General features: G+C 29.7%; 18 protein-coding genes and 1 pseudogene. 9 read left to right on the forward strand and 10 right to left on the reverse strand.

All coding sequences use genetic code 11. The features are described from left to right. Positions 1-22: 22 nt before the first annotated feature. Positions 23-502 (forward strand): cheVAW transcriptional regulator CheQ, encoded by a 480-nt coding sequence (gene cheQ, locus FBE96_RS01195; RefSeq protein WP_079263800.1) that lies wholly within the window; start codon positions 23-25, stop codon positions 500-502. Here cheQ and FBE96_RS01200 read toward each other — a convergent pair. Further along, positions 471-1,781, reverse strand: coding sequence for an MFS transporter (locus FBE96_RS01200; protein WP_019260335.1), 1,311 nt, complete (start codon positions 1,779-1,781; stop codon positions 471-473). The two genes, cheQ and FBE96_RS01200, sit on opposite strands and share 32 nt — an antisense overlap. After that, positions 1,765-1,953, reverse strand: a complete 189-nt coding sequence (locus FBE96_RS01205; RefSeq protein ID WP_002906321.1) for a highly acidic protein — start codon at positions 1,951-1,953, stop codon at positions 1,765-1,767. The genes FBE96_RS01200 and FBE96_RS01205 overlap by 17 nt, the downstream gene beginning before the upstream one ends. 92 nt (positions 1,954-2,045) lie before the next feature. Here FBE96_RS01205 and moaC point away from each other — a divergent pair, with 92 nt between their 5' ends. Genes moaC through FBE96_RS01220 form a run of 3 tightly spaced genes read left to right on the forward strand, consistent with a single transcriptional unit; the run spans position 2,046 to position 3,910 of the window. Then, positions 2,046-2,519 carry a cyclic pyranopterin monophosphate synthase MoaC gene (moaC, locus tag FBE96_RS01210; RefSeq protein ID WP_002872171.1) on the forward strand — a complete coding sequence of 158 codons (474 nt, stop codon included), beginning with the start codon at positions 2,046-2,048 and terminating at the stop codon, positions 2,517-2,519. Then, entirely contained in the window at positions 2,497-2,760 is a 264-nt protein-coding gene (locus FBE96_RS01215) for a DUF493 family protein (RefSeq protein ID WP_002872172.1), read from the forward strand. Before moaC ends, FBE96_RS01215 begins: the two co-directional genes overlap by 23 nt. Beyond that, positions 2,750-3,910, forward strand: a complete 1,161-nt coding sequence (locus FBE96_RS01220) for a hypothetical protein (protein ID WP_072223288.1) — start codon at positions 2,750-2,752, stop codon at positions 3,908-3,910. The genes FBE96_RS01215 and FBE96_RS01220 overlap by 11 nt, the downstream gene beginning before the upstream one ends. Positions 3,911-3,928: 18 nt before the next feature. Here the strand turns inward: FBE96_RS01220 and FBE96_RS01225 are convergent, their stop codons facing one another. Further along, positions 3,929-4,687, reverse strand: a complete 759-nt coding sequence (locus FBE96_RS01225) for an exodeoxyribonuclease III (protein ID WP_002867799.1) — start codon at positions 4,685-4,687, stop codon at positions 3,929-3,931. Between the two features lie 117 nt (positions 4,688-4,804). Between FBE96_RS01225 and eptC the strand changes: the two genes are divergently transcribed. The 4 genes from eptC to pyrC are packed head-to-tail and all read left to right on the forward strand — an operon-like array spanning position 4,805 to position 7,935. After that, positions 4,805-6,343 (forward strand): lipid A/FlgG phosphoethanolamine transferase EptC, encoded by a 1,539-nt coding sequence (gene eptC, locus FBE96_RS01230; RefSeq protein ID WP_002872174.1) that lies wholly within the window; start codon positions 4,805-4,807, stop codon positions 6,341-6,343. Beyond that, positions 6,340-6,696, forward strand: coding sequence for a diacylglycerol kinase (locus tag FBE96_RS01235; RefSeq protein ID WP_002859416.1), 357 nt, complete (start codon positions 6,340-6,342; stop codon positions 6,694-6,696). The genes eptC and FBE96_RS01235 overlap by 4 nt, the downstream gene beginning before the upstream one ends. Continuing rightward, positions 6,693-6,938 carry a replication/maintenance protein RepL gene (locus FBE96_RS01240; protein WP_002872175.1) on the forward strand — a complete coding sequence of 82 codons (246 nt, stop codon included), beginning with the start codon at positions 6,693-6,695 and terminating at the stop codon, positions 6,936-6,938. Before FBE96_RS01235 ends, FBE96_RS01240 begins: the two co-directional genes overlap by 4 nt. Continuing rightward, positions 6,928-7,935: a dihydroorotase gene (gene pyrC, locus FBE96_RS01245; RefSeq protein ID WP_002872176.1), complete on the forward strand. Its 1,008-nt coding sequence runs from the start codon at positions 6,928-6,930 to the stop codon at positions 7,933-7,935. Before FBE96_RS01240 ends, pyrC begins: the two co-directional genes overlap by 11 nt. A 31-nt stretch (positions 7,936-7,966) precedes the next feature. On the opposite strand, the pseudogene FBE96_RS01250 reads toward pyrC, so the two are convergent. The 3 genes and pseudogenes from FBE96_RS01250 to FBE96_RS01260 form a co-directional block, all read right to left on the reverse strand. Next, positions 7,967-8,181 (reverse strand): annotated as a pseudogene (locus tag FBE96_RS01250) (hypothetical protein). 55 nt (positions 8,182-8,236) lie between these two features. Beyond that, positions 8,237-8,956 (reverse strand): class I SAM-dependent methyltransferase, encoded by a 720-nt coding sequence (locus tag FBE96_RS01255; RefSeq protein WP_002857630.1) that lies wholly within the window; start codon positions 8,954-8,956, stop codon positions 8,237-8,239. Positions 8,957-9,036: 80 nt separating this feature from the next. Then, positions 9,037-11,034 (reverse strand): methyl-accepting chemotaxis protein, encoded by a 1,998-nt coding sequence (locus FBE96_RS01260; protein ID WP_052777310.1) that lies wholly within the window; start codon positions 11,032-11,034, stop codon positions 9,037-9,039. A gap of 192 nt (positions 11,035-11,226) precedes the next feature. On the opposite strand from FBE96_RS01260, the gene zupT reads away from it, so the two are divergent. Further along, on the forward strand, positions 11,227-12,102 hold the full coding sequence (gene zupT / locus FBE96_RS01265; RefSeq protein WP_002871922.1) for a zinc transporter ZupT: 876 nt from the start codon (positions 11,227-11,229) through the stop codon (positions 12,100-12,102). A gap of 23 nt (positions 12,103-12,125) precedes the next feature. On the opposite strand, the gene FBE96_RS01270 is transcribed toward zupT, so the two are convergent. The 4 genes from FBE96_RS01270 to FBE96_RS01285 form a co-directional block, all read right to left on the reverse strand. After that, positions 12,126-14,642, reverse strand: a complete 2,517-nt coding sequence (locus FBE96_RS01270; RefSeq protein ID WP_002871921.1) for a molybdopterin guanine dinucleotide-containing S/N-oxide reductase — start codon at positions 14,640-14,642, stop codon at positions 12,126-12,128. Between the two features lie 10 nt (positions 14,643-14,652). Then, on the reverse strand, positions 14,653-15,228 hold the full coding sequence (locus FBE96_RS01275; RefSeq protein WP_002854648.1) for a cytochrome c3 family protein: 576 nt from the start codon (positions 15,226-15,228) through the stop codon (positions 14,653-14,655). A 480-nt stretch (positions 15,229-15,708) separates the two neighbouring features. Continuing rightward, positions 15,709-16,218: a DUF2393 family protein gene (locus FBE96_RS01280; RefSeq protein WP_002872028.1), complete on the reverse strand. Its 510-nt coding sequence runs from the start codon at positions 16,216-16,218 to the stop codon at positions 15,709-15,711. Next, positions 16,218-16,748 (reverse strand): DUF2393 domain-containing protein, encoded by a 531-nt coding sequence (locus FBE96_RS01285; protein ID WP_002851753.1) that lies wholly within the window; start codon positions 16,746-16,748, stop codon positions 16,218-16,220. The genes FBE96_RS01280 and FBE96_RS01285 overlap by 1 nt, the downstream gene beginning before the upstream one ends. Positions 16,749-16,753: the final 5 nt, after the last annotated feature.

Here is a 16,753-nt window from a genome sequence, read left to right on the forward strand (position 1 = left end):
CTTTTTAAGGCTCTAAATTGTAGTGATGAAAAGTTTAATCTTACCTCCTAATGAATTTTTAGATCACTATATTTTAAATACTGAATTTCATCGTTTTGCTGGAATTTCAAAAAATGCTTATAAATTTTGGAAAAATGTAGAAATAGGTAGATATCAAGGAACAAGAATTATATTTTTGCATAGAAATTGCATTTTAGAAAAACATCAGCAAGCTTTAAGGCAATGTAGTGGTTTAAATGGTTTTGTATTGGCAAGTGCTTTTTGTTCTTTTACTGGATTAGCCCCTTCTCATTTAGTGGAAAAAAATAATTCTTCTATTTATAAACTTTTAGAGCTTAAGGAGATTTGCGGGATTAAATTTGTTAATCTAAAAAAATTTTATGATTTTTTAGGGCTAAATTATCATCAGCATATTTATATAGAAAAATGCCATTTTTTTAGCCCAGCTCCTTTTGAAAAGCGTATTAAAATCACTGAGAGTATGTGCGTTGGGTATTATTAAGATAAGAAAAAATAAATGCACATAGCAAAGCTACAATAGCCAAAAAGAAAACATAAACTCCCAAAGAAAAACGCCAAAAATTACTTAAATTATTTAAGGCAAAACTATGCAAGAAAAAAGCAAGTTGCGGAGTTAAACCTCCAGCTATAGCATAAGCAATATTATATGAAAAAGAAAGTCCTGAAAATTTAATTTTTGCATCAAATACTTCACTCATTATTAAAGGGCAAAAATTCATCACCCCGCTAAAAAAACATACAAGTAAATATAAGCAAGCTACTAGGTTAAAATCAGCATTTTGTCTATATAAAGTATTAAAATAAAGCAAGCTCGCAATTCCAAAAAAAACACTAAAAAATACACAAGATTTAATAACGCCTATTTTATCCGCTAAAATTCCACTTATAATACACCCTAGGCAAATAAGCAAAATTCCACCTATTTGAAGATAGGTTTGTATAGAAGTATTAATTTGAAGTATTTTTGCCATATAACTAGGCATAAGCAAAATCATTACAACAATACAACCTGTCAAAACCCAAGTAATCATCATAGAAAGAACAATTCCCATTTTAGCTTTTTTAAACACTTCTTTTAAAGGAAATTTTTCTAAAGCCTTGTCTTTTTTCATTTGTTCAAAAACAGGAGTTTCTCTTAAAAATTTTCTCAAATAAGCAGAAATAATCCCAAAAATTCCACCTAAAAAGAATGGAATTCTCCAAGCCCATTCATGAAGTTCTTCTTGGGTATAAATTTTATTCATAATTAAAAAAACTAAACTACCTAATAAAATTCCACCTACAACCGAAGCGGTTAAAATTCCCAAATAAGTTCTTTTTTGACCTTGTGGTGCGTGTTCGTATACAAAAACCCAAGCTCCAGGAAGTTCCCCACCTATAGCTATACCTTGACAAATGCGTATAAAAACTAAAAGTACAATGCAAAGAAAGCCTATGCTTTCATAATTTGGAATAAAAGCTAGAGTAAAAGTTGGAATAACCATTAATAAAATACTAATCATAAACATTCTTTTACGTCCAAATTTATCTCCAAAATGTGCCAGTATCACACCCCCTAAGGGACGCGCTAAATATCCAGCTGCAAATATTCCATAAGTATTAAACATTTGCCAAAAACTACTTAAATCTTTTGGAAAAAAGTTTGTTGAAATATAATTTGCAAAAAATACAAAAATAATAAAATCATAAAATTCTAAAGTTCCACCTAATGATGAAAGTCCTAAAACTTTTATATCTTTTTGGTTAAGGGTTTTGTTCATTCTTAATCTCCATCTCATAAAAATCATCATCATTGTTATCATCATCGTATTCATAATCATCATCATCATAATTATAATTTTTATGGTGATTTTGTGTATATTCTTCATCTTCATCTTCATCTTCATTTTCATAATCATCGTAATTTAAATCTTCTTCATCTTCATAAGCCATTGTTTTCTCCTTAAATAAAAATACAAAGCTTATTTTATCTTAAATTTGTTTGGTTTTGCTATAATTTTTATAATTTTTTAAAAGGTGAATTTATGAAATTAAGTCATTTAGATGAAAAAAATCATCCTAAAATGGTAGATGTAAGCGATAAAAATATTACTTTAAGAATAGCCACAGCTAGTGGTATAATATATATGAGTCAAGAAGCTTTTGATGTAATTAAAAACAATACCGCAAAAAAAGGTCCTGTTCTTCAAACAGCTATTATTGCGGCTATAATGGGGGCTAAAAAAACAAGTGAAATTATTCCTATGTGCCATCCTTTGATGCTTTCTAAAGTTGAAACTAATATTGTGGAATTTGTTAAAGAATGTGCATTTAAGCTTATTGTAACAGTTAAGTGTGAAGGTAAAACAGGTGTTGAAATGGAAGCTTTAAGTGGAGTTAGTATAGGACTTTTAACTATATATGATATGATCAAGGCTATAGATAAATCAATGAGAATTACGGATATAGTGCTTGAAAGCAAAGAAGGAGGTAAAAGTGGTAAATTTGTGCGATCTTAAAAAAGAACCTCAGATCAATTATCCTACTTTTTGGGATTATAAGGTGATTTTTGAGGTGCATGTTAAGGCAAGTGAAATTTTTGAAGAAATTTTAGGCCAAAGAGAATATAAATTTGAACATTCGAATTCAAGTGCGAGTGGAAAATATCAAAGTTATTTATTAAATGTTTATGTTGATAGCAAAAAAGATCGTTTGGATATATTTGATAAATTAAAAGCTAAAGCAAAATTTGTACTTTAAGAAAGAAGGAAAAATGAAAAATACTTTAATTATTTTTGAAAATTCTTTATCAAATCTCGGTAAAGATGAAGCAAGTGATTTACTTGAAGACTTGAGTTTTAATCTTGTATATAAGCAAATTTCACATAATCCTCATGAAACAAAAAAAGTTTTAAATTCTCTTTTGGTTGAATTTTTAACTATTTTGAAAAAACTTGATTTTTTTGATGATGAAAATGTTACAAAGGTTATCAAAGCTTTGGTTAAGGCGAGTATTGTAGATGCTCAAAATTCACTTTATGAGTATATTAGCGAAGCTGAATTATTAAACAAACAGATTGAAAATCAAAAGAATTTAATTAAAAATCAAATCAGCGATAATTTTTTTGAATTCGAGAATATTTTACAAGAATGTTCTTTTTGTGATGAATTTAGTGGTGGTTTAAATGATGCTATTTTATTTGATATAGAAATGCTTGGAATTTTAAAAGAAACCGCTGAAAGTGCTTTTTTAACTACATTAGAAAAGGCTGAAGATATAGAACTTACAAGTAGTGAAATAGCTAAAAATCTCGTATATAATGCCATTTGTGAAGCTCATTTTGAAAAAGAAAGAATTTTAAAAATTTCAAGTATTATTTTAAATACCGCTTTTGAAATAGCTAATGAATCTATGGCTTATGCAAAAGATCTTTGTTTAGGCGTGATTAAAGGCACAAGGGATGGTATTGTTTTGGCAATGGAAAAATTTAAAGCTTCATTAACTTATGCAAATTTTGAAGAAGATGTTAGTTTAAAAAGCAAAGAACTAATAGGTATAGAAGATGATTTTATTGCTCTTTTAAAAAAAGAGATTCAATTACAAAATGATCCTTGTAAGAGTATAGTTGAGAATTTGCTAGAACATGAACTTGATAATCTTTTTGCTAAATTTAGACGTCTTGCAGGTGAAAGCAGAGAGCAACTAATATTAGTTTTAAATGATATTAAGAAAAATCCAAAGATTAATGATTTTAACAAACTTACTCAAAGAAAATTAAATCGTTTTAAACAAGAAATTTTTGAATTAGAAAAAATTGCTAGTGAAAAATACAAAGATTTAAATTCCAAAAAAGCTAAAAAGCTCGGTGTAAGACTTTGGGAAAAAGCAAAAAAATTCGTTAAAAAATAATATCCCATTTTTGGGATATTAAATATCTATTTCTATACCTACAGGTGCGTGATCAGAGCCAAAAATATCATCTCTTATGAAAGCGTTTTTAAGTTTATCTTTTAAACCCTTTGAAATGAAAAAATAATCAATCCTCCAGCCTACATTTCTTTCTCTTGCTTTCATTCTATAGCTCCACCACGAGTATTTTTCTTTGATTTCACCATTAATTTCTCTAAAAGTATCTATAAAACCAAGCTTTAGCAAATCATCAATCCAAGCTCTTTCTATAGGTAAAAAACCTGAAGTGTTGGCATTGGCTTTTGGATGAGTAAGATCGATTTCTTTATGAGCAGTATTGACATCACCGCAAATGATAATTTCAAATCCATCCTTTAAAAGCTTATCCAAATACACTAAAAAATCTGCATAAAATTTCATCTTAAAATTTAAACGCTCTTCATCTTTTTGACCATTTGGAAAATAGATATTAAAAAGTGCAATATTTTTAAAGCGGTGTTCTAAAACCCTACCTTCTTCATCATCAAAAAATTCGCATTTTTTTACTTCGCTATTAAAATTACAAAGACTCATTACCCCAGAATACCCCGCTCTTTTAGCAGAATTAAAATACATGTGTTTAAAAGGATATTCATAAATTTTTTTAGGAAATTTATCTTCATGTGCTTTGATTTCTTGAAAACCTATAAAATCAATTTGTTCTTGTGCTATCCAATCAAGTGCATTTTTATCACAAATAGCTCTTAAGCCATTGACATTCCATGAAAGTAGTTTCATTATTTTCCTTAAAATTTTCATTAAAAGTGTAAATCATAACATAAAAAGATTTAAAACTACAATCCATTTAAAAAAATTCAATAAAATTAAAAGCTTAAATTTGGAGGTGGGATTTATATGCTTAGATTAACTTGGCTTCAGTTTACTTTTTTTAATTCTTTGATGATTGTATTGTTGAATTTTAATTTATTTTATTTTGTGTATGAAAAAAATACACAAAACTGGTTTATAACTTTTGTTTTTATTGTGGCCTATTTTGCCCTTGTTCACGTGATTTGCTCTTTGCTTTTTATAAAGTTTTTTACTAAATTTTTTTCTATATTGTTTATAATATCATCTTTTTTAAGTGTTTACTTTATTAGTTTTTATGGGGTGCTTATAGATTCTGATATGATACAAAATGTTGTTCAAACAGATATCAAAGAAGTAAAAGATTTGTTAAATTTAAAATTAATCTTATTTGTTGTTTTGGCTTTATTGTTGGTTTTTTATGTTGTTAAAGTAAAAATTGATTATTATGGTAGTTTTAAATCCCATCTAAAAATTAAAATTATCAATATAATATCAGGTTTGATTGTTGTTTGTGCGGTTTTAATCCCTTTAAGTAAAACTTTCTTGCCTTTTTTTAGAAACTATAATGAAATAAGAATGTATAATACCCCTTTTTATCAAATTTATGCCGTATATCGCTATTATGTTCGTTTTGTAAAAGCTAAGCCAGAATTTAAAACTATAGCTAATGATGCTTATAGAGAAAACAATCACACTAAAAAACTTTTGGTTTTGGTAGTGGGTGAAACCGCTAGAGCGGCAAATTACTCTTTGGGTGGATATGCTAAAAATGATACCAATTTTTATACCAAAAAAGATAATGTAGTGTTTTTTGATAATTTTTCATCATGTGGAACAGCAACAGCGGTAAGTTTACCTTGTATGTTTTCTATTTCTAAGCGTGAAAATTATTCAAGTTCAGAATTTCAAGAAAATGCGATGGATGTGCTTTATAAAACAGGTGTAGATACTGCATGGTTTGATAATAATTCTGGTGGTTGTAAAGGGGTTTGTGATAGATTAGCTTATAAGCAAAAGCTTTCTAGTGATTTGGATGAAAATTTGCTCGCTCCTTTTAAAGAAAAATTAAATCATTTAAGTGATCAAAATATAATAGTTCTTCATTTGCAAGGTTCTCATGGGCCAACTTATTATAAACGCTATCCAAGTGAATTTAAAAAATTCACTCCAACTTGTGATACTAATGAGCTTTCAAAATGTGATAACGAGGCTTTAATCAACACTTATGACAATACTTTACTTTATACAGATTATCTTTTAAGTGAGATTATAAAACTATTAAAAGAGCAAAAAAGCTATGAAAGTTCTTTGTTTTATCTTTCAGATCATGGTGAAAGTTTGGGTGAAAATGATATTTATCTTCATGGTATGCCTTATGCTATAGCGCCAAGTTATCAAACCCGTATTCCTGCTATTTTTTGGAGCAATGATGAAAAATTAATGAATTTAGCTAAAGAGCATAAAGGTTTAAAACTTTCTCAAGATAATCTTTTTAGTACTCTTTTAGGATATTTTGATGTAAAAACAAGTGTTTATGAGCCAGAATATGATTTATTAAATCCTAAACTTAAGGCAAATCCATGAAGCCTAAATATCATTTTTTAAATAATGCAAGATATGCTTTAGAAGGGATTTTTGCTTTATTTAAAAATGAAATGGCGTTTAGAATTGAACTTTGTATTATTATCCCTGCGATAGTTTTTAGTTTTTTCTTAAAAGTTAGTTTTTTGGAGCATTTATTATTGGTAAGTGTTTTAATGCTTATTTTAATTATAGAGGCTTTAAATTCGGCTATTGAAGCTTGTGTTGATTTGATTACAAATGAATGGCATGAAAAGGCAAAAATTGCTAAAGATTGTGCGAGTACGGCAGTGTTTTTTAGTGTGCTTTTAGCTCTTTTTGTTTGGAGTTTTATTTTATATAGCATTTACTTATGAAATTTGAAAAATTAATACAAGAAATTTTGGGAAAAAAGCGTTTTGAATTGTTAAAATTTTTATGTGAAAATGCCGATGAAAATGGTTTTATTATGATTAAAATCAGTGATCTTGAAGAAAAATTACATCAAAGTAAACCTACCATCATCGCTACTTTTAAGTTTTTAGAAGAAAAAAAACTTTTTAAGCGTCTTAAAAATGGATTTTATCAGCTAAATATAGGAGATAAAAATGAAACTTAAAAATCCTTTAGATATGCATTTGCATTTAAGAGATAATCAAATGTTAGAACTTATTGCACCTTTGAGTGCAAGAGATTTTTGTGCAGCTGTGATTATGCCAAATTTAATCCCTCCGCTTTGCAATTTAGAAGATCTAAAAGCTTATAAAATGCGTATCCTTAAGGCTTGTAAAGATGAAAATTTCACTCCTTTAATGACACTTTTTTTTGAAAATTATGATGAGAAATTTCTTTACAGTGCTAAAGATGAAATTTTTGGCATTAAGCTTTATCCAGCAGGAATTACAACAAATTCAAATGGTGGAGTTTCAAGTTTTGATATAGAGTATTTAAAACCTACTTTAGAGGCTATGAGTGATTTAAATATTCCTTTGCTAGTGCATGGTGAAACCAATGATTTTGTAATGGACAGGGAAAGTAATTTTGCTAAAATTTATGAAAAATTAGCCAAACATTTTCCACGACTTAAGATTGTTATGGAGCATATTACCACTAAAACTTTATGTGAACTTTTAAAAGATTATGAAAATTTATACGCGACAATCACTTTACATCATTTAATCATCACTTTAGATGATGTTATCGGAGGTAAAATGAATCCTCATCTTTTTTGTAAGCCTATAGCCAAGCGTTACGAAGATAAAGAAGCCCTTTGCGAACTTGCTTTTAGTGGTTATGAAAAAGTTATGTTTGGAAGTGATAGTGCACCTCATCCAAAAGATACTAAAGAGTGTTGCGGTTGTGCCGCAGGTGTATTTAGCGCCCCAGTGATTTTACCTGTTTTAGCTGAATTATTTAAGCAAAATAGCTCAGAAGAAAATTTGCAAAAATTTTTAAGCGATAATACTTGTAAAATTTATGATTTAAAATTTAAAGAAGATAAAATTTTAACTTTAGAAGAAAAAGAATGGCAAGTGCCAAATGTTTATGAAGATAAATACAATCAAGTCGTGCCTTATATGGCTGGAGAAATTTTAAAATTTCAATTAAAACATTGATTTCCCACCTTAAAGGTGGAAAATTTAAGCTTTATTTACAAGAGCATCTCTGATATCTATAACAAGATAGATTACAAAAAAACTTAAAAATAAAGCAATAAAACTGACTATCAGCGATAATAAACCAGCTAAAAATCCAATGCTAAACATCATAAAAAGAGAATAAAGCAAAGCTACAACAAAACTTATCGCTGCAATTGCATCAAGAATCAAGCGTCCAAATTTGATGATTAAATTTTTAACCATTAAAAACTCCTTTGAAATAATGAGTGAAATTGTAATAAATATCAGCTTAATATTTTTATAAGTTATTTATAATTAAAAGTTTTATTTTAGATTCTATAGTTTCAATAATATCATTTTCAACAAAAGAACTTACAGCTTCTTTAGAAGTTGTGATTTTGTTCATGCTTAAATGCCATAGAGCATTTTCTATAGCCTCTTCTTTTGTTCTTTGGACTTTGCGTGTTTCATCAAAAACAATCTTATGAAAAAATATATTTTTTTCTAGTAAATAATTTTCTAAATCTTTTTTATAAAAACCTTTAAATTCAGTATTAAAATATTTAAAAATCGGATCTAAAAAATCACTTTTTCTATAATCAGCCCAACCAAGATAAATTTTTATTTTGGCTAGATTTAAGAAATTTGTATAATCTTTTTCATTTTGTAAAGCAGGAGACATACTTAAAAATGCAAGATCAAATTTAACATTAGGATTGTTTTGCATCCAAGTTTCAAAGCTCAAATTTTCGCATTTTATATTGTTAAGATTTAGTTTTTTAGCATCTTCTTGTAAAATTTCAAGCATAGTATTTGCACTATCTAGGGCTAAAATTTCTTTAGCTTCTTTAGCTAAGTGTAAAGTCCAAACCCCAGTTCCACATCCTATATCTATAATGCTTTTATTTTGAAAAGAAATATTTAAATTTTGTAAATATTCAAAAGTTTGCTTTTGTATGGTGTTTAAAGTGTTTTGATATCTTGCGTAAGTTTTGGCCTTTTTATCCCATAAATTCATATATTTTCCTTGATAAAATATATAAAATCATAGCATAAATTTTTTAAAATTCAAGCCCTTTTTTGGGCTTGAATGACTAATTAAAACCTCTTCTTCTTAACATCTTCTAAGATATTATTAGCTATATCACTTACTGTACTAGAAATAATAGCTGATTCATTAGCAATTTCAACATTATCTTTAGTAGTTTGATCAATTTGAGCTACGCTATCATTGATTTGAGTGATACCTGCAGTTTGTTCTTTAATACTTTCTGCCATATCATTGATAGATTGAACAAGTAAATTAGTATTAGCTTCAATTTCAGATAAAGACTTTTGAGTTCTTTCAGCTAGTTTTCTAACTTCATCAGCTACCACTGCAAAGCCTCTACCATGTTCTCCAGCACGAGCTGCTTCAATAGCTGCATTTAAAGCTAAAAGATTGATTTGATCTGCAATATCACCTATAATACCTGTAACATTTTTAATCTCTTCAGATTGAGTGATAACATCACTAGTTTTAACTGAAACATTTTGCATAGAAGAAGTGATCTCTTCTAAAGCTGCTGCAGTTTCTTCTAAAGATTGAGCTTGAGAATTTGAAGAAGTGGTTAAGCTTTGAACAGCAGTTTGTAATTTTCCACTTTCATTAGCTAAAGCATTAGCAAAGTCTGAACTTTGTTTTAGCATTTTAACTATTTCATCACCTAAAGCATTAGTAGTTAATTCTACACTACCGCTAGCATTTTCTAATTTATTTCTAAAGTCTAAGCTTTTGTATTCTTCAAAAATTTTATGAATAGCATTCATATCAGAACCTACTCTAGCTTGTAAAACATCAAGAAGTTTATTTAGAACATTTTTAAGTTCAATAAGCTGTGGGTTTCTTGGATTAGCAGTAATTCTTGCTGTTAAATTACCACCTTCTACAACTGATACGGTTTGAACTGATTCTTTAACGGCTTGATTGTCTTGTTCTAAGCCTCTTTTAGTAGCAAGAATGTTTTCATTGATAGCATTTGAGATTTGTCCAAATTCATCATTGCTTTTTACTTCTATAGTAGAAACATTTTTTGTTTTATAGTTGATAAAATCAAAGAATGAAGTTAAACCTGTTTGGATAGCTGCAAGTGGGGAGAGACTTCTGCTGATTAAAAATCTAATCAAGATTAAAGCTATGATTATAGCTATAATACCAACTATAACTTGTTTCATTAAAATAGAATTAACAGCTTCGGTATAAACTTTGTTTTCTGTTATTGTACAAATTCTAAATAAAGGATTAAAAGCAGAATTACACATAATCGCATAATCTACGCCTTGGTGATCTTTAGCGGTAAATAAAGTATCTTGGTTTCTTGGATCAATAAGAGCAGGATTTGCTTTGATTGCATTGGCGATATTGATACTTAATTCTGTTTTTGTTAGTATTTTAGCAACTTCATCATTAAAAAGTATTGTTCCTTCTGAATCAAGTACTTCAGTAAAGGTATTGTCTGATTTTCCTACAGTTAAAACATTGGTTGAAAAATTTGCTAGATCATAATCTCCACCTACAACACCTCTAAAATTTCCATTTCTATCATAAAATGGAGCAGCGTAAGTTAAACCAACCTCTCCGCTAGCGGCGGATTTATAAGGTTCTGTTACTATAAGCTTTTTTGCTTCTTTGGCAGCTTTATACCAAGGACGATTTTTAGTATCATAACCTTTTGATAGATCTAAAATTTGATCATCAGATTGATAATTTTTTCCTGTATTATCAAATCCTACATAAACTAGATCGTAGTCATTAACTTTTTTAATTACTTTGATAAGATTGATTAGCTCTTCATTGCTCATATCAGGACGATTTGTTAGCTCATTGGCTAGTATTTGAATACCATTTCTTTTTGACATAGCATAGCTTTTAAAGAAAGCATCCACATCTTGCATAGTTTTTAACTGAGTGTCTTTTAGCAATTCATATGTATTGTTTCTCGAATCAAAGTAACTAATAGCACTTGTGATTGCTAAAATTAATACAACTAAAATTCCAACCCATAGCGTAAGCTTGGCTGAAATTCCAACGGATTTGCCTGAATTTATTGATTGCATTATAACTCCTATATTTATATTGAAAATGAAATAAAAATATTATTCTAGCAAAAAATAAGAGAAAAAGTGTATAAAAAATGAACTTTTTTACATAAAAAATCAAAAATTTTTAATTATTTTGTATATTTTTATCAAGTATTAACTTTTTATAAATATAAAGAGTTTTAAAATATTATTTATTTAAGAATATTAATGCAATTTACATTTGAACAAATTTTTATCGCAATGCTATTGACTCTTTTTGCAGGTTTTTCTACGGCTATAGGTTCTATAATAGCCTTTTTTTCCAGAAAAGATGATTTAAGAGTGCTTTCTTTGGGGCTTGGTTTTTCAGCTGGAGTAATGATATACATTTCTTTCATGGAAATTTTACCTACTGCACTTAAAGATTTTAAAAATCACTATGATTCGCATTGGGCTGAGCTTTTGGGATTAGCTTGTTTTTTTGGTGGAATTTTAATATCTTTATTGATTGATAAATTAATCCCCGAAGATGTCAATCCTCACGAGCCTAAAGAGGATTTAAGCGAGTTAAAAATTTGTCCCTTGCCCCAAAAAGGACAAAATCCTCCGAAATTTCATCCTGGAGAAAAGTTGCATCAGATCAATACTAAAGCTTTAAAACGTACAGGGATTTTTACAGCTTTGGCTATTGCTATACATAATTTCCCAGAAGGTTTTGCTACTTTTATTTCAAGTCTTGATAATCTTACTTTAGGAATTGCTATAGCTATAGCTGTGGCTATACACAATATCCCAGAAGGTTTGGCTGTGAGTTTGCCGATTTATCATGCTACAGGAGATAAGAAAAAAGCTTTTATTTATTCAGCTCTTTCGGGTTTTGCAGAGCCTTTGGGTGCTTTTGTTGGAGCTTTGATTTTATTGCCTTTTATAGGCGATCTTACTTTGGCTATAAGTTTTGCTGTGATTGCAGGAATTATGGTTTTTATATCTCTTGATGAGCTTTTGCCCGCTGCAAAAACTTATGATAAGGCTCATGATAGTTTATATGGACTTATAGTAGGAATGGCAATAATGGCTTTAAGTTTAAATTTGCTTGGGCAATAGAAAGCCTTGCGGCTTTCTTAAATTTAGTTCGCACCTTTTGGGGCGCTAAAGGCAGTAAGTTTTGGTAATTCACCTTTAAATTTTTCTATGTTTACGAGCCCTGTGTGAGAGATATTGCCATTGGCAAGTTTTGAAGTTGGTATATCCATGGTTAAAACATTTGCATTTCCACATTTGCAAAGTCCGTTTTCATTAGGATCATACCAAGCACCTTCGCAAAGTCTTACAACCCCTTGCATGATTTCATCACTTACAACTGCCCCTGCTAAAACTTCACCGCGTTTATTAAACACACGCACTACATCGCCATTTTTTATACCAAGTTTTTTTGCATCTTTAGAATTGATTAAAATTGGCTCTCTATCTTTTATTGCATAAGTATCTCTTAAGCTTGTGTGGCAAAGTTGAGAGTGCAAGCGATCTCTTGGGTGATTTGTAAGTAAGTGGAAAGGTGCTTCTTTGCTTGCATTTCCAAGCCATTCAATAGGCTCAAACCAAGTAGGGTGGGCTTTGCAATCATCATAATTATAATTTTTAATCGTTTCTGAGTAAATTTCAATGAGTCCTGAATCTGTACCCAGAGCATTTAAGATAGGATCTTCTATAAATTCTGAAAAACGAGTCCATTCTAAACTTTCAGCTGTTGGTTCAAAAGTGATTGGTTCATTTTTAGCCCAAAATTCTTCAAAACTTGGCATAGGAGTAGCAAAAGCTTCACCAAAACTTTGAGTTTGTTTTAGGGCGCTATTGTAGTATTCTTTGATGAAATCTTTAGCTTTTTTGCCATTTTCTGTGTAGGCATTAAAGACATCTTTTCCATAAATTTTGCAAATATCAGAGAAAATTACATAATCATCTTTGCTCTCACCCACAGGCTCAACGGCTTGTTTCATAGGAGCTATATGCATATTTGAATAATCTCCTGTCATGGTAATATCATCTCTTTCGTAAGATGAAGTTACAGGCATGATAATATCTGCCATTTTAGCTGTTGGAGTCCAGTAAATTTCATTTACCACAACGGTGCGTGGTTTTCTCCATGCTTTTACATTAGTGTTGGTATCTTGATGATGCACTAAAGGATTTCCACCTACCCAGTAGATAAAATCAATATCAGGATAAGTGATTTTAGCACCATTATGATCTATGGTTTTTCCAGGATGAAGTAAAGCATCAGCGATTCTTGCTACAGGGAAAGAATAACTCGCTGCATTTTGAAGCCATTCTGCACCTTCGCTTGAAGCTTCTGCTTTGCTTAAGCCTTTAAATTTACCATTTTTCCAAATTCCTAAGCTACCTGCTGTCATACCACCGATCACTCCGCCTTTGCAAGTTGGAACACCGCCATTGCTATAATGGTAGCTTAGTCCAAAACCACCTCCTTTTGTGCCGATTTGTCCTAACATCGCACAAAGAGTAACTAGCATCCAGTGAGGCTGTTCTCCATGATGTGCTCTTTGCATACCCCAACCACTCATAATCATAGTAGGATTATCATAAAAAGTTTCAGCTAAATTTTTGATAGTTTTTTCATCGATACCACAAATTTTACTTGCCCATTTGGTATCTTTTTTAACTCCATCTTCTTTGCCTTCTAAATAGTCTTTAAATTTATCAAAGCCAGTGGTGTAAGTGTCTAAAAACTCGTAATTGACTTTTTTCTTAGCGATTAAATGGCTTGCCATACCCATCATTAAAGCCACATCGGTATTTGGGCGTGGAGCTATCCATTTGGCATTTAAAAATTTCGCTGTAGTGGTTTTTACAGGATCTATACAAATCACTTTGATTTTACTGTTTTTAAGTTTTTCAAAATACGCCAACCCTCTTTGTTCGTTTGAAGTCCAAGCTATGCGTAAAGTAGAAAGCGGATCAGCACCCCAAATCACAACATATTTAGAATCGCTTAAGATATTTTCCCATGAGGTTTGTTGCTCATAAACTTCAATCGATCCTACAACATAAGGCATAATCACTTGAGAAGCTCCTGTAGAATAGTCCCCTGTAGCTCCTACAAATCCACCTGTTACATTTAAAAATCTATGAAGCAAGATGCGTGAGTTTTGCATATTTCCACTTGATTTCCAGCCATAACTTCCACCAAAAATTGCACTTGCACCTTTGCTATCTCTTGTTTTTTTAAGTTCTTTGGCGATAAGTTTGATCGCTTCATCATAACTTACGCGAACAAACTCATCTTTACCACGAAGTTCAGGTTTAGGATTGTCAGGATTTTCAAGGTAGGATTTACGCACATAAGGGTATTTCACACGAGATTTATAAACCATATCAGCAGTGTAGTGCTGTAAAGGATTATCCATTTTTGTAACTTTTTCCCAAGGTTCGCTTTTTACTATTTTGCCATCTTTTATAGTGAGTTTTAAAATCCCCCAGTGTGCTGCGGTGATCACTTCTCCATTTTTTACAAGTCCGAGGCTAACTTTTGAAGCTTCTACGGTTTTTCCTGCACTTAAGCTTGGAATGAGAGGTAAAGCACTTAAGCTTGCTCCAATTTTTAAAAATTTTCTTCTATCTAGCATGCTTTTCTCCTTATTTTGTTTTAAAATCTTTTGCGTTTTTTTGTAAGTATTCTATAACTAGCCATCTGTCTTTTTTATCAATACCTGTTCTATCAGCCATAGAACGGAAAATTGCAGGCCAAGCGTTAGCTGTAAATTCTTTTTCTTTGTGGATAGCGTGGCAAATTCCGCAGTTATTTACAAAAAGCTCTTTGGCACGATTTAGCATTTCTTTATTGTCTTTGGCAAATTCTTTTTTATCTGCCCAAATTTCAAGGCTTACTTTATCCCATTTTCCATCTTTTCCAGCTACTCTTTGAGAGAAATTTAATTTTGTGTTTTTGGAAAAAGCTGCAACAATAATTCTTTGAGAGTCATTGAAATAAATCACAGAAGGTGCTTTAGGATTTACATAACCATCGATTTTTAGTAAAACCTTATTGTTCTCAGACTTTAAGACTTCAAAAGGATTTGTAGGTAAAAGTCTTCCTATAACTTTAGTATCATCTTTGTTAAGATAAAGCGATACAACTTCATCAGTATAGGCAATATTTTTTGCCCATAAACATGTCGCTAGGACAACAAAAGAAATGAAAATCTTTTTCATTACTATTCCTTAATATAAATTTGATGTAAATGTATTTTAATACTATGCAATTTAATTATTACTTAATTGTATAATTTTTACTAAGATTACTTATTTTTAGTGCTTTAATATTATTCTTTATTGATATAATAAATTTGAGTTAATTATATTTTACTTATTGTTTTTTAGAAAAGATAAAACTTCAATTATAAAAAAAAGTTTGTTTTGAGCTCAGATTAATACTTCTGAGCCCATTTCGATCTCGTTGAGTTTTAAGGTATAAGCTTTTTATAGCTTTATTTTCCCTCCCATTTTTAACTCTCATTTAGCAAAGTGCTTTTAGATTTAAAGGTTGATTGACTCCTTATCTTGCATATTAATAAATATTATATTAATAAAACTTAAATTATTATTAATATTTATATAATTTATAGCGGAATTATTGTTTTGTTGTGTGAATAATTAATGTATTTTAGAATTTTTACTAGTTGATTTCTTGAATCAAATACATTTTAAGGTGTGATAAAATTCAGGATTATTAAAACTTGGAGGAAAAGGAACACTGGCTCTAAATTCTTTATAGGTATTACCTGGGAGTGTGTCTATGATTTCTATAGTATAAGAAACACTTGTATTTTGCATTTTAGCGTTACGGACATTTTTATCATTGAAAATTTCTCCTCCTACTTGTTTTTGGTTTAATATACTAAGTATCAAATAGCATTTTCTGATTTCAAATTTAGTAAGATTTTGAACTTTTCCACTTACTATAACGCTTTCATGTCTTAGATCTCTTGTGTAGGTTAGTTTGCTAAGATCGGCTTGAGTGGTGAATTGATTGATTGTCAGAAAAATAGAATATATCAAAAGTGCGGTAAAAATAGTAGCTATGGTATAAGAAATCAAAGCCATTTCTTTCTGTTTGACTTTTAGAAAGATTAAAATACAAATCAAGGCAAAGCAAATAAGTAAAATGATAAAAGCTATAATATGAAAAATCGTAAAATGCATTAAAAACACTCCGAAACTAAGCGTATGGTATAGTTATTTTCATAGTTAAAATTTTCAAAAGCAATTCTTTGAACTTGGGTTGCGTTTTTCTTTAGATCTTTAATTTCTCTACTTTTTTGTCTAAAAGGGATAAATTTCTTTTTATATTCTTCTATGATATTATCATTAGGTATTTTATCTGCAAAAATTTTAGCTGTAATTTTACATTCTTTAAAATTATTTTTTGAATTATTTGTAATGTTAAAATCAACAATTAAATCATTTGAGCTTTGTATCATTTTTTGATCTGTAATAGCGGTTTTTCGAGTTCTTACTTCATTGTCTATTAGTTTATACCCATAGATATAAACTAAAAAACAAATAATAATGTCAAATGCGATAATAAAAAGTGCCGCTATAGGCCTATGGCGTAAAAATACACAAAGAAGTAAAACACAAGTGAAGAGAAAAAAAACTAATAAAATCAGCATATAATCTACTAAATATAAATGAGTAGTGTAAAAAAGCACGATTTCTCTTAGTTTCTCCACTTGCG

Source organism: Campylobacter sp. CFSAN093241 (assembly GCF_012889595.1).
In the GTDB taxonomy this organism is placed as follows: domain Bacteria; phylum Campylobacterota; class Campylobacteria; order Campylobacterales; family Campylobacteraceae; genus Campylobacter_D; species Campylobacter_D jejuni.

What these genes read in the sequence shown, in the direction of transcription:
- FBE96_RS01225 (WP_002867799.1), bottom strand. Translation starts at nt 4,687, where the DNA reads ATGAAACTACTTTCATGGAATGTCAATGGCTTAAGAGCTATTTGTGAT.
- zupT (WP_002871922.1), top strand. Translation starts at nt 11,227, where the DNA reads ATGCAATTTACATTTGAACAAATTTTTATCGCAATGCTATTGACTCTT.
- FBE96_RS01270 (WP_002871921.1), bottom strand. Translation starts at nt 14,642, where the DNA reads ATGCTAGATAGAAGAAAATTTTTAAAAATTGGAGCAAGCTTAAGTGCT.
- FBE96_RS01240 (WP_002872175.1), top strand. Translation starts at nt 6,693, where the DNA reads ATGAAATTTGAAAAATTAATACAAGAAATTTTGGGAAAAAAGCGTTTT.
- eptC (WP_002872174.1), top strand. Translation starts at nt 4,805, where the DNA reads ATGCTTAGATTAACTTGGCTTCAGTTTACTTTTTTTAATTCTTTGATG.
- FBE96_RS01260 (WP_052777310.1), bottom strand. Translation starts at nt 11,034, where the DNA reads ATGCAATCAATAAATTCAGGCAAATCCGTTGGAATTTCAGCCAAGCTT.
- moaC (WP_002872171.1), top strand. Translation starts at nt 2,046, where the DNA reads ATGAAATTAAGTCATTTAGATGAAAAAAATCATCCTAAAATGGTAGAT.
- FBE96_RS01205 (WP_002906321.1), bottom strand. Translation starts at nt 1,953, where the DNA reads ATGGCTTATGAAGATGAAGAAGATTTAAATTACGATGATTATGAAAAT.
- FBE96_RS01275 (WP_002854648.1), bottom strand. Translation starts at nt 15,228, where the DNA reads ATGAAAAAGATTTTCATTTCTTTTGTTGTCCTAGCGACATGTTTATGG.
- pyrC (WP_002872176.1), top strand. Translation starts at nt 6,928, where the DNA reads ATGAAACTTAAAAATCCTTTAGATATGCATTTGCATTTAAGAGATAAT.
- FBE96_RS01280 (WP_002872028.1), bottom strand. Translation starts at nt 16,218, where the DNA reads ATGCATTTTACGATTTTTCATATTATAGCTTTTATCATTTTACTTATT.
- FBE96_RS01235 (WP_002859416.1), top strand. Translation starts at nt 6,340, where the DNA reads ATGAAGCCTAAATATCATTTTTTAAATAATGCAAGATATGCTTTAGAA.
- FBE96_RS01200 (WP_019260335.1), bottom strand. Translation starts at nt 1,781, where the DNA reads ATGAACAAAACCCTTAACCAAAAAGATATAAAAGTTTTAGGACTTTCA.
- FBE96_RS01255 (WP_002857630.1), bottom strand. Translation starts at nt 8,956, where the DNA reads ATGAATTTATGGGATAAAAAGGCCAAAACTTACGCAAGATATCAAAAC.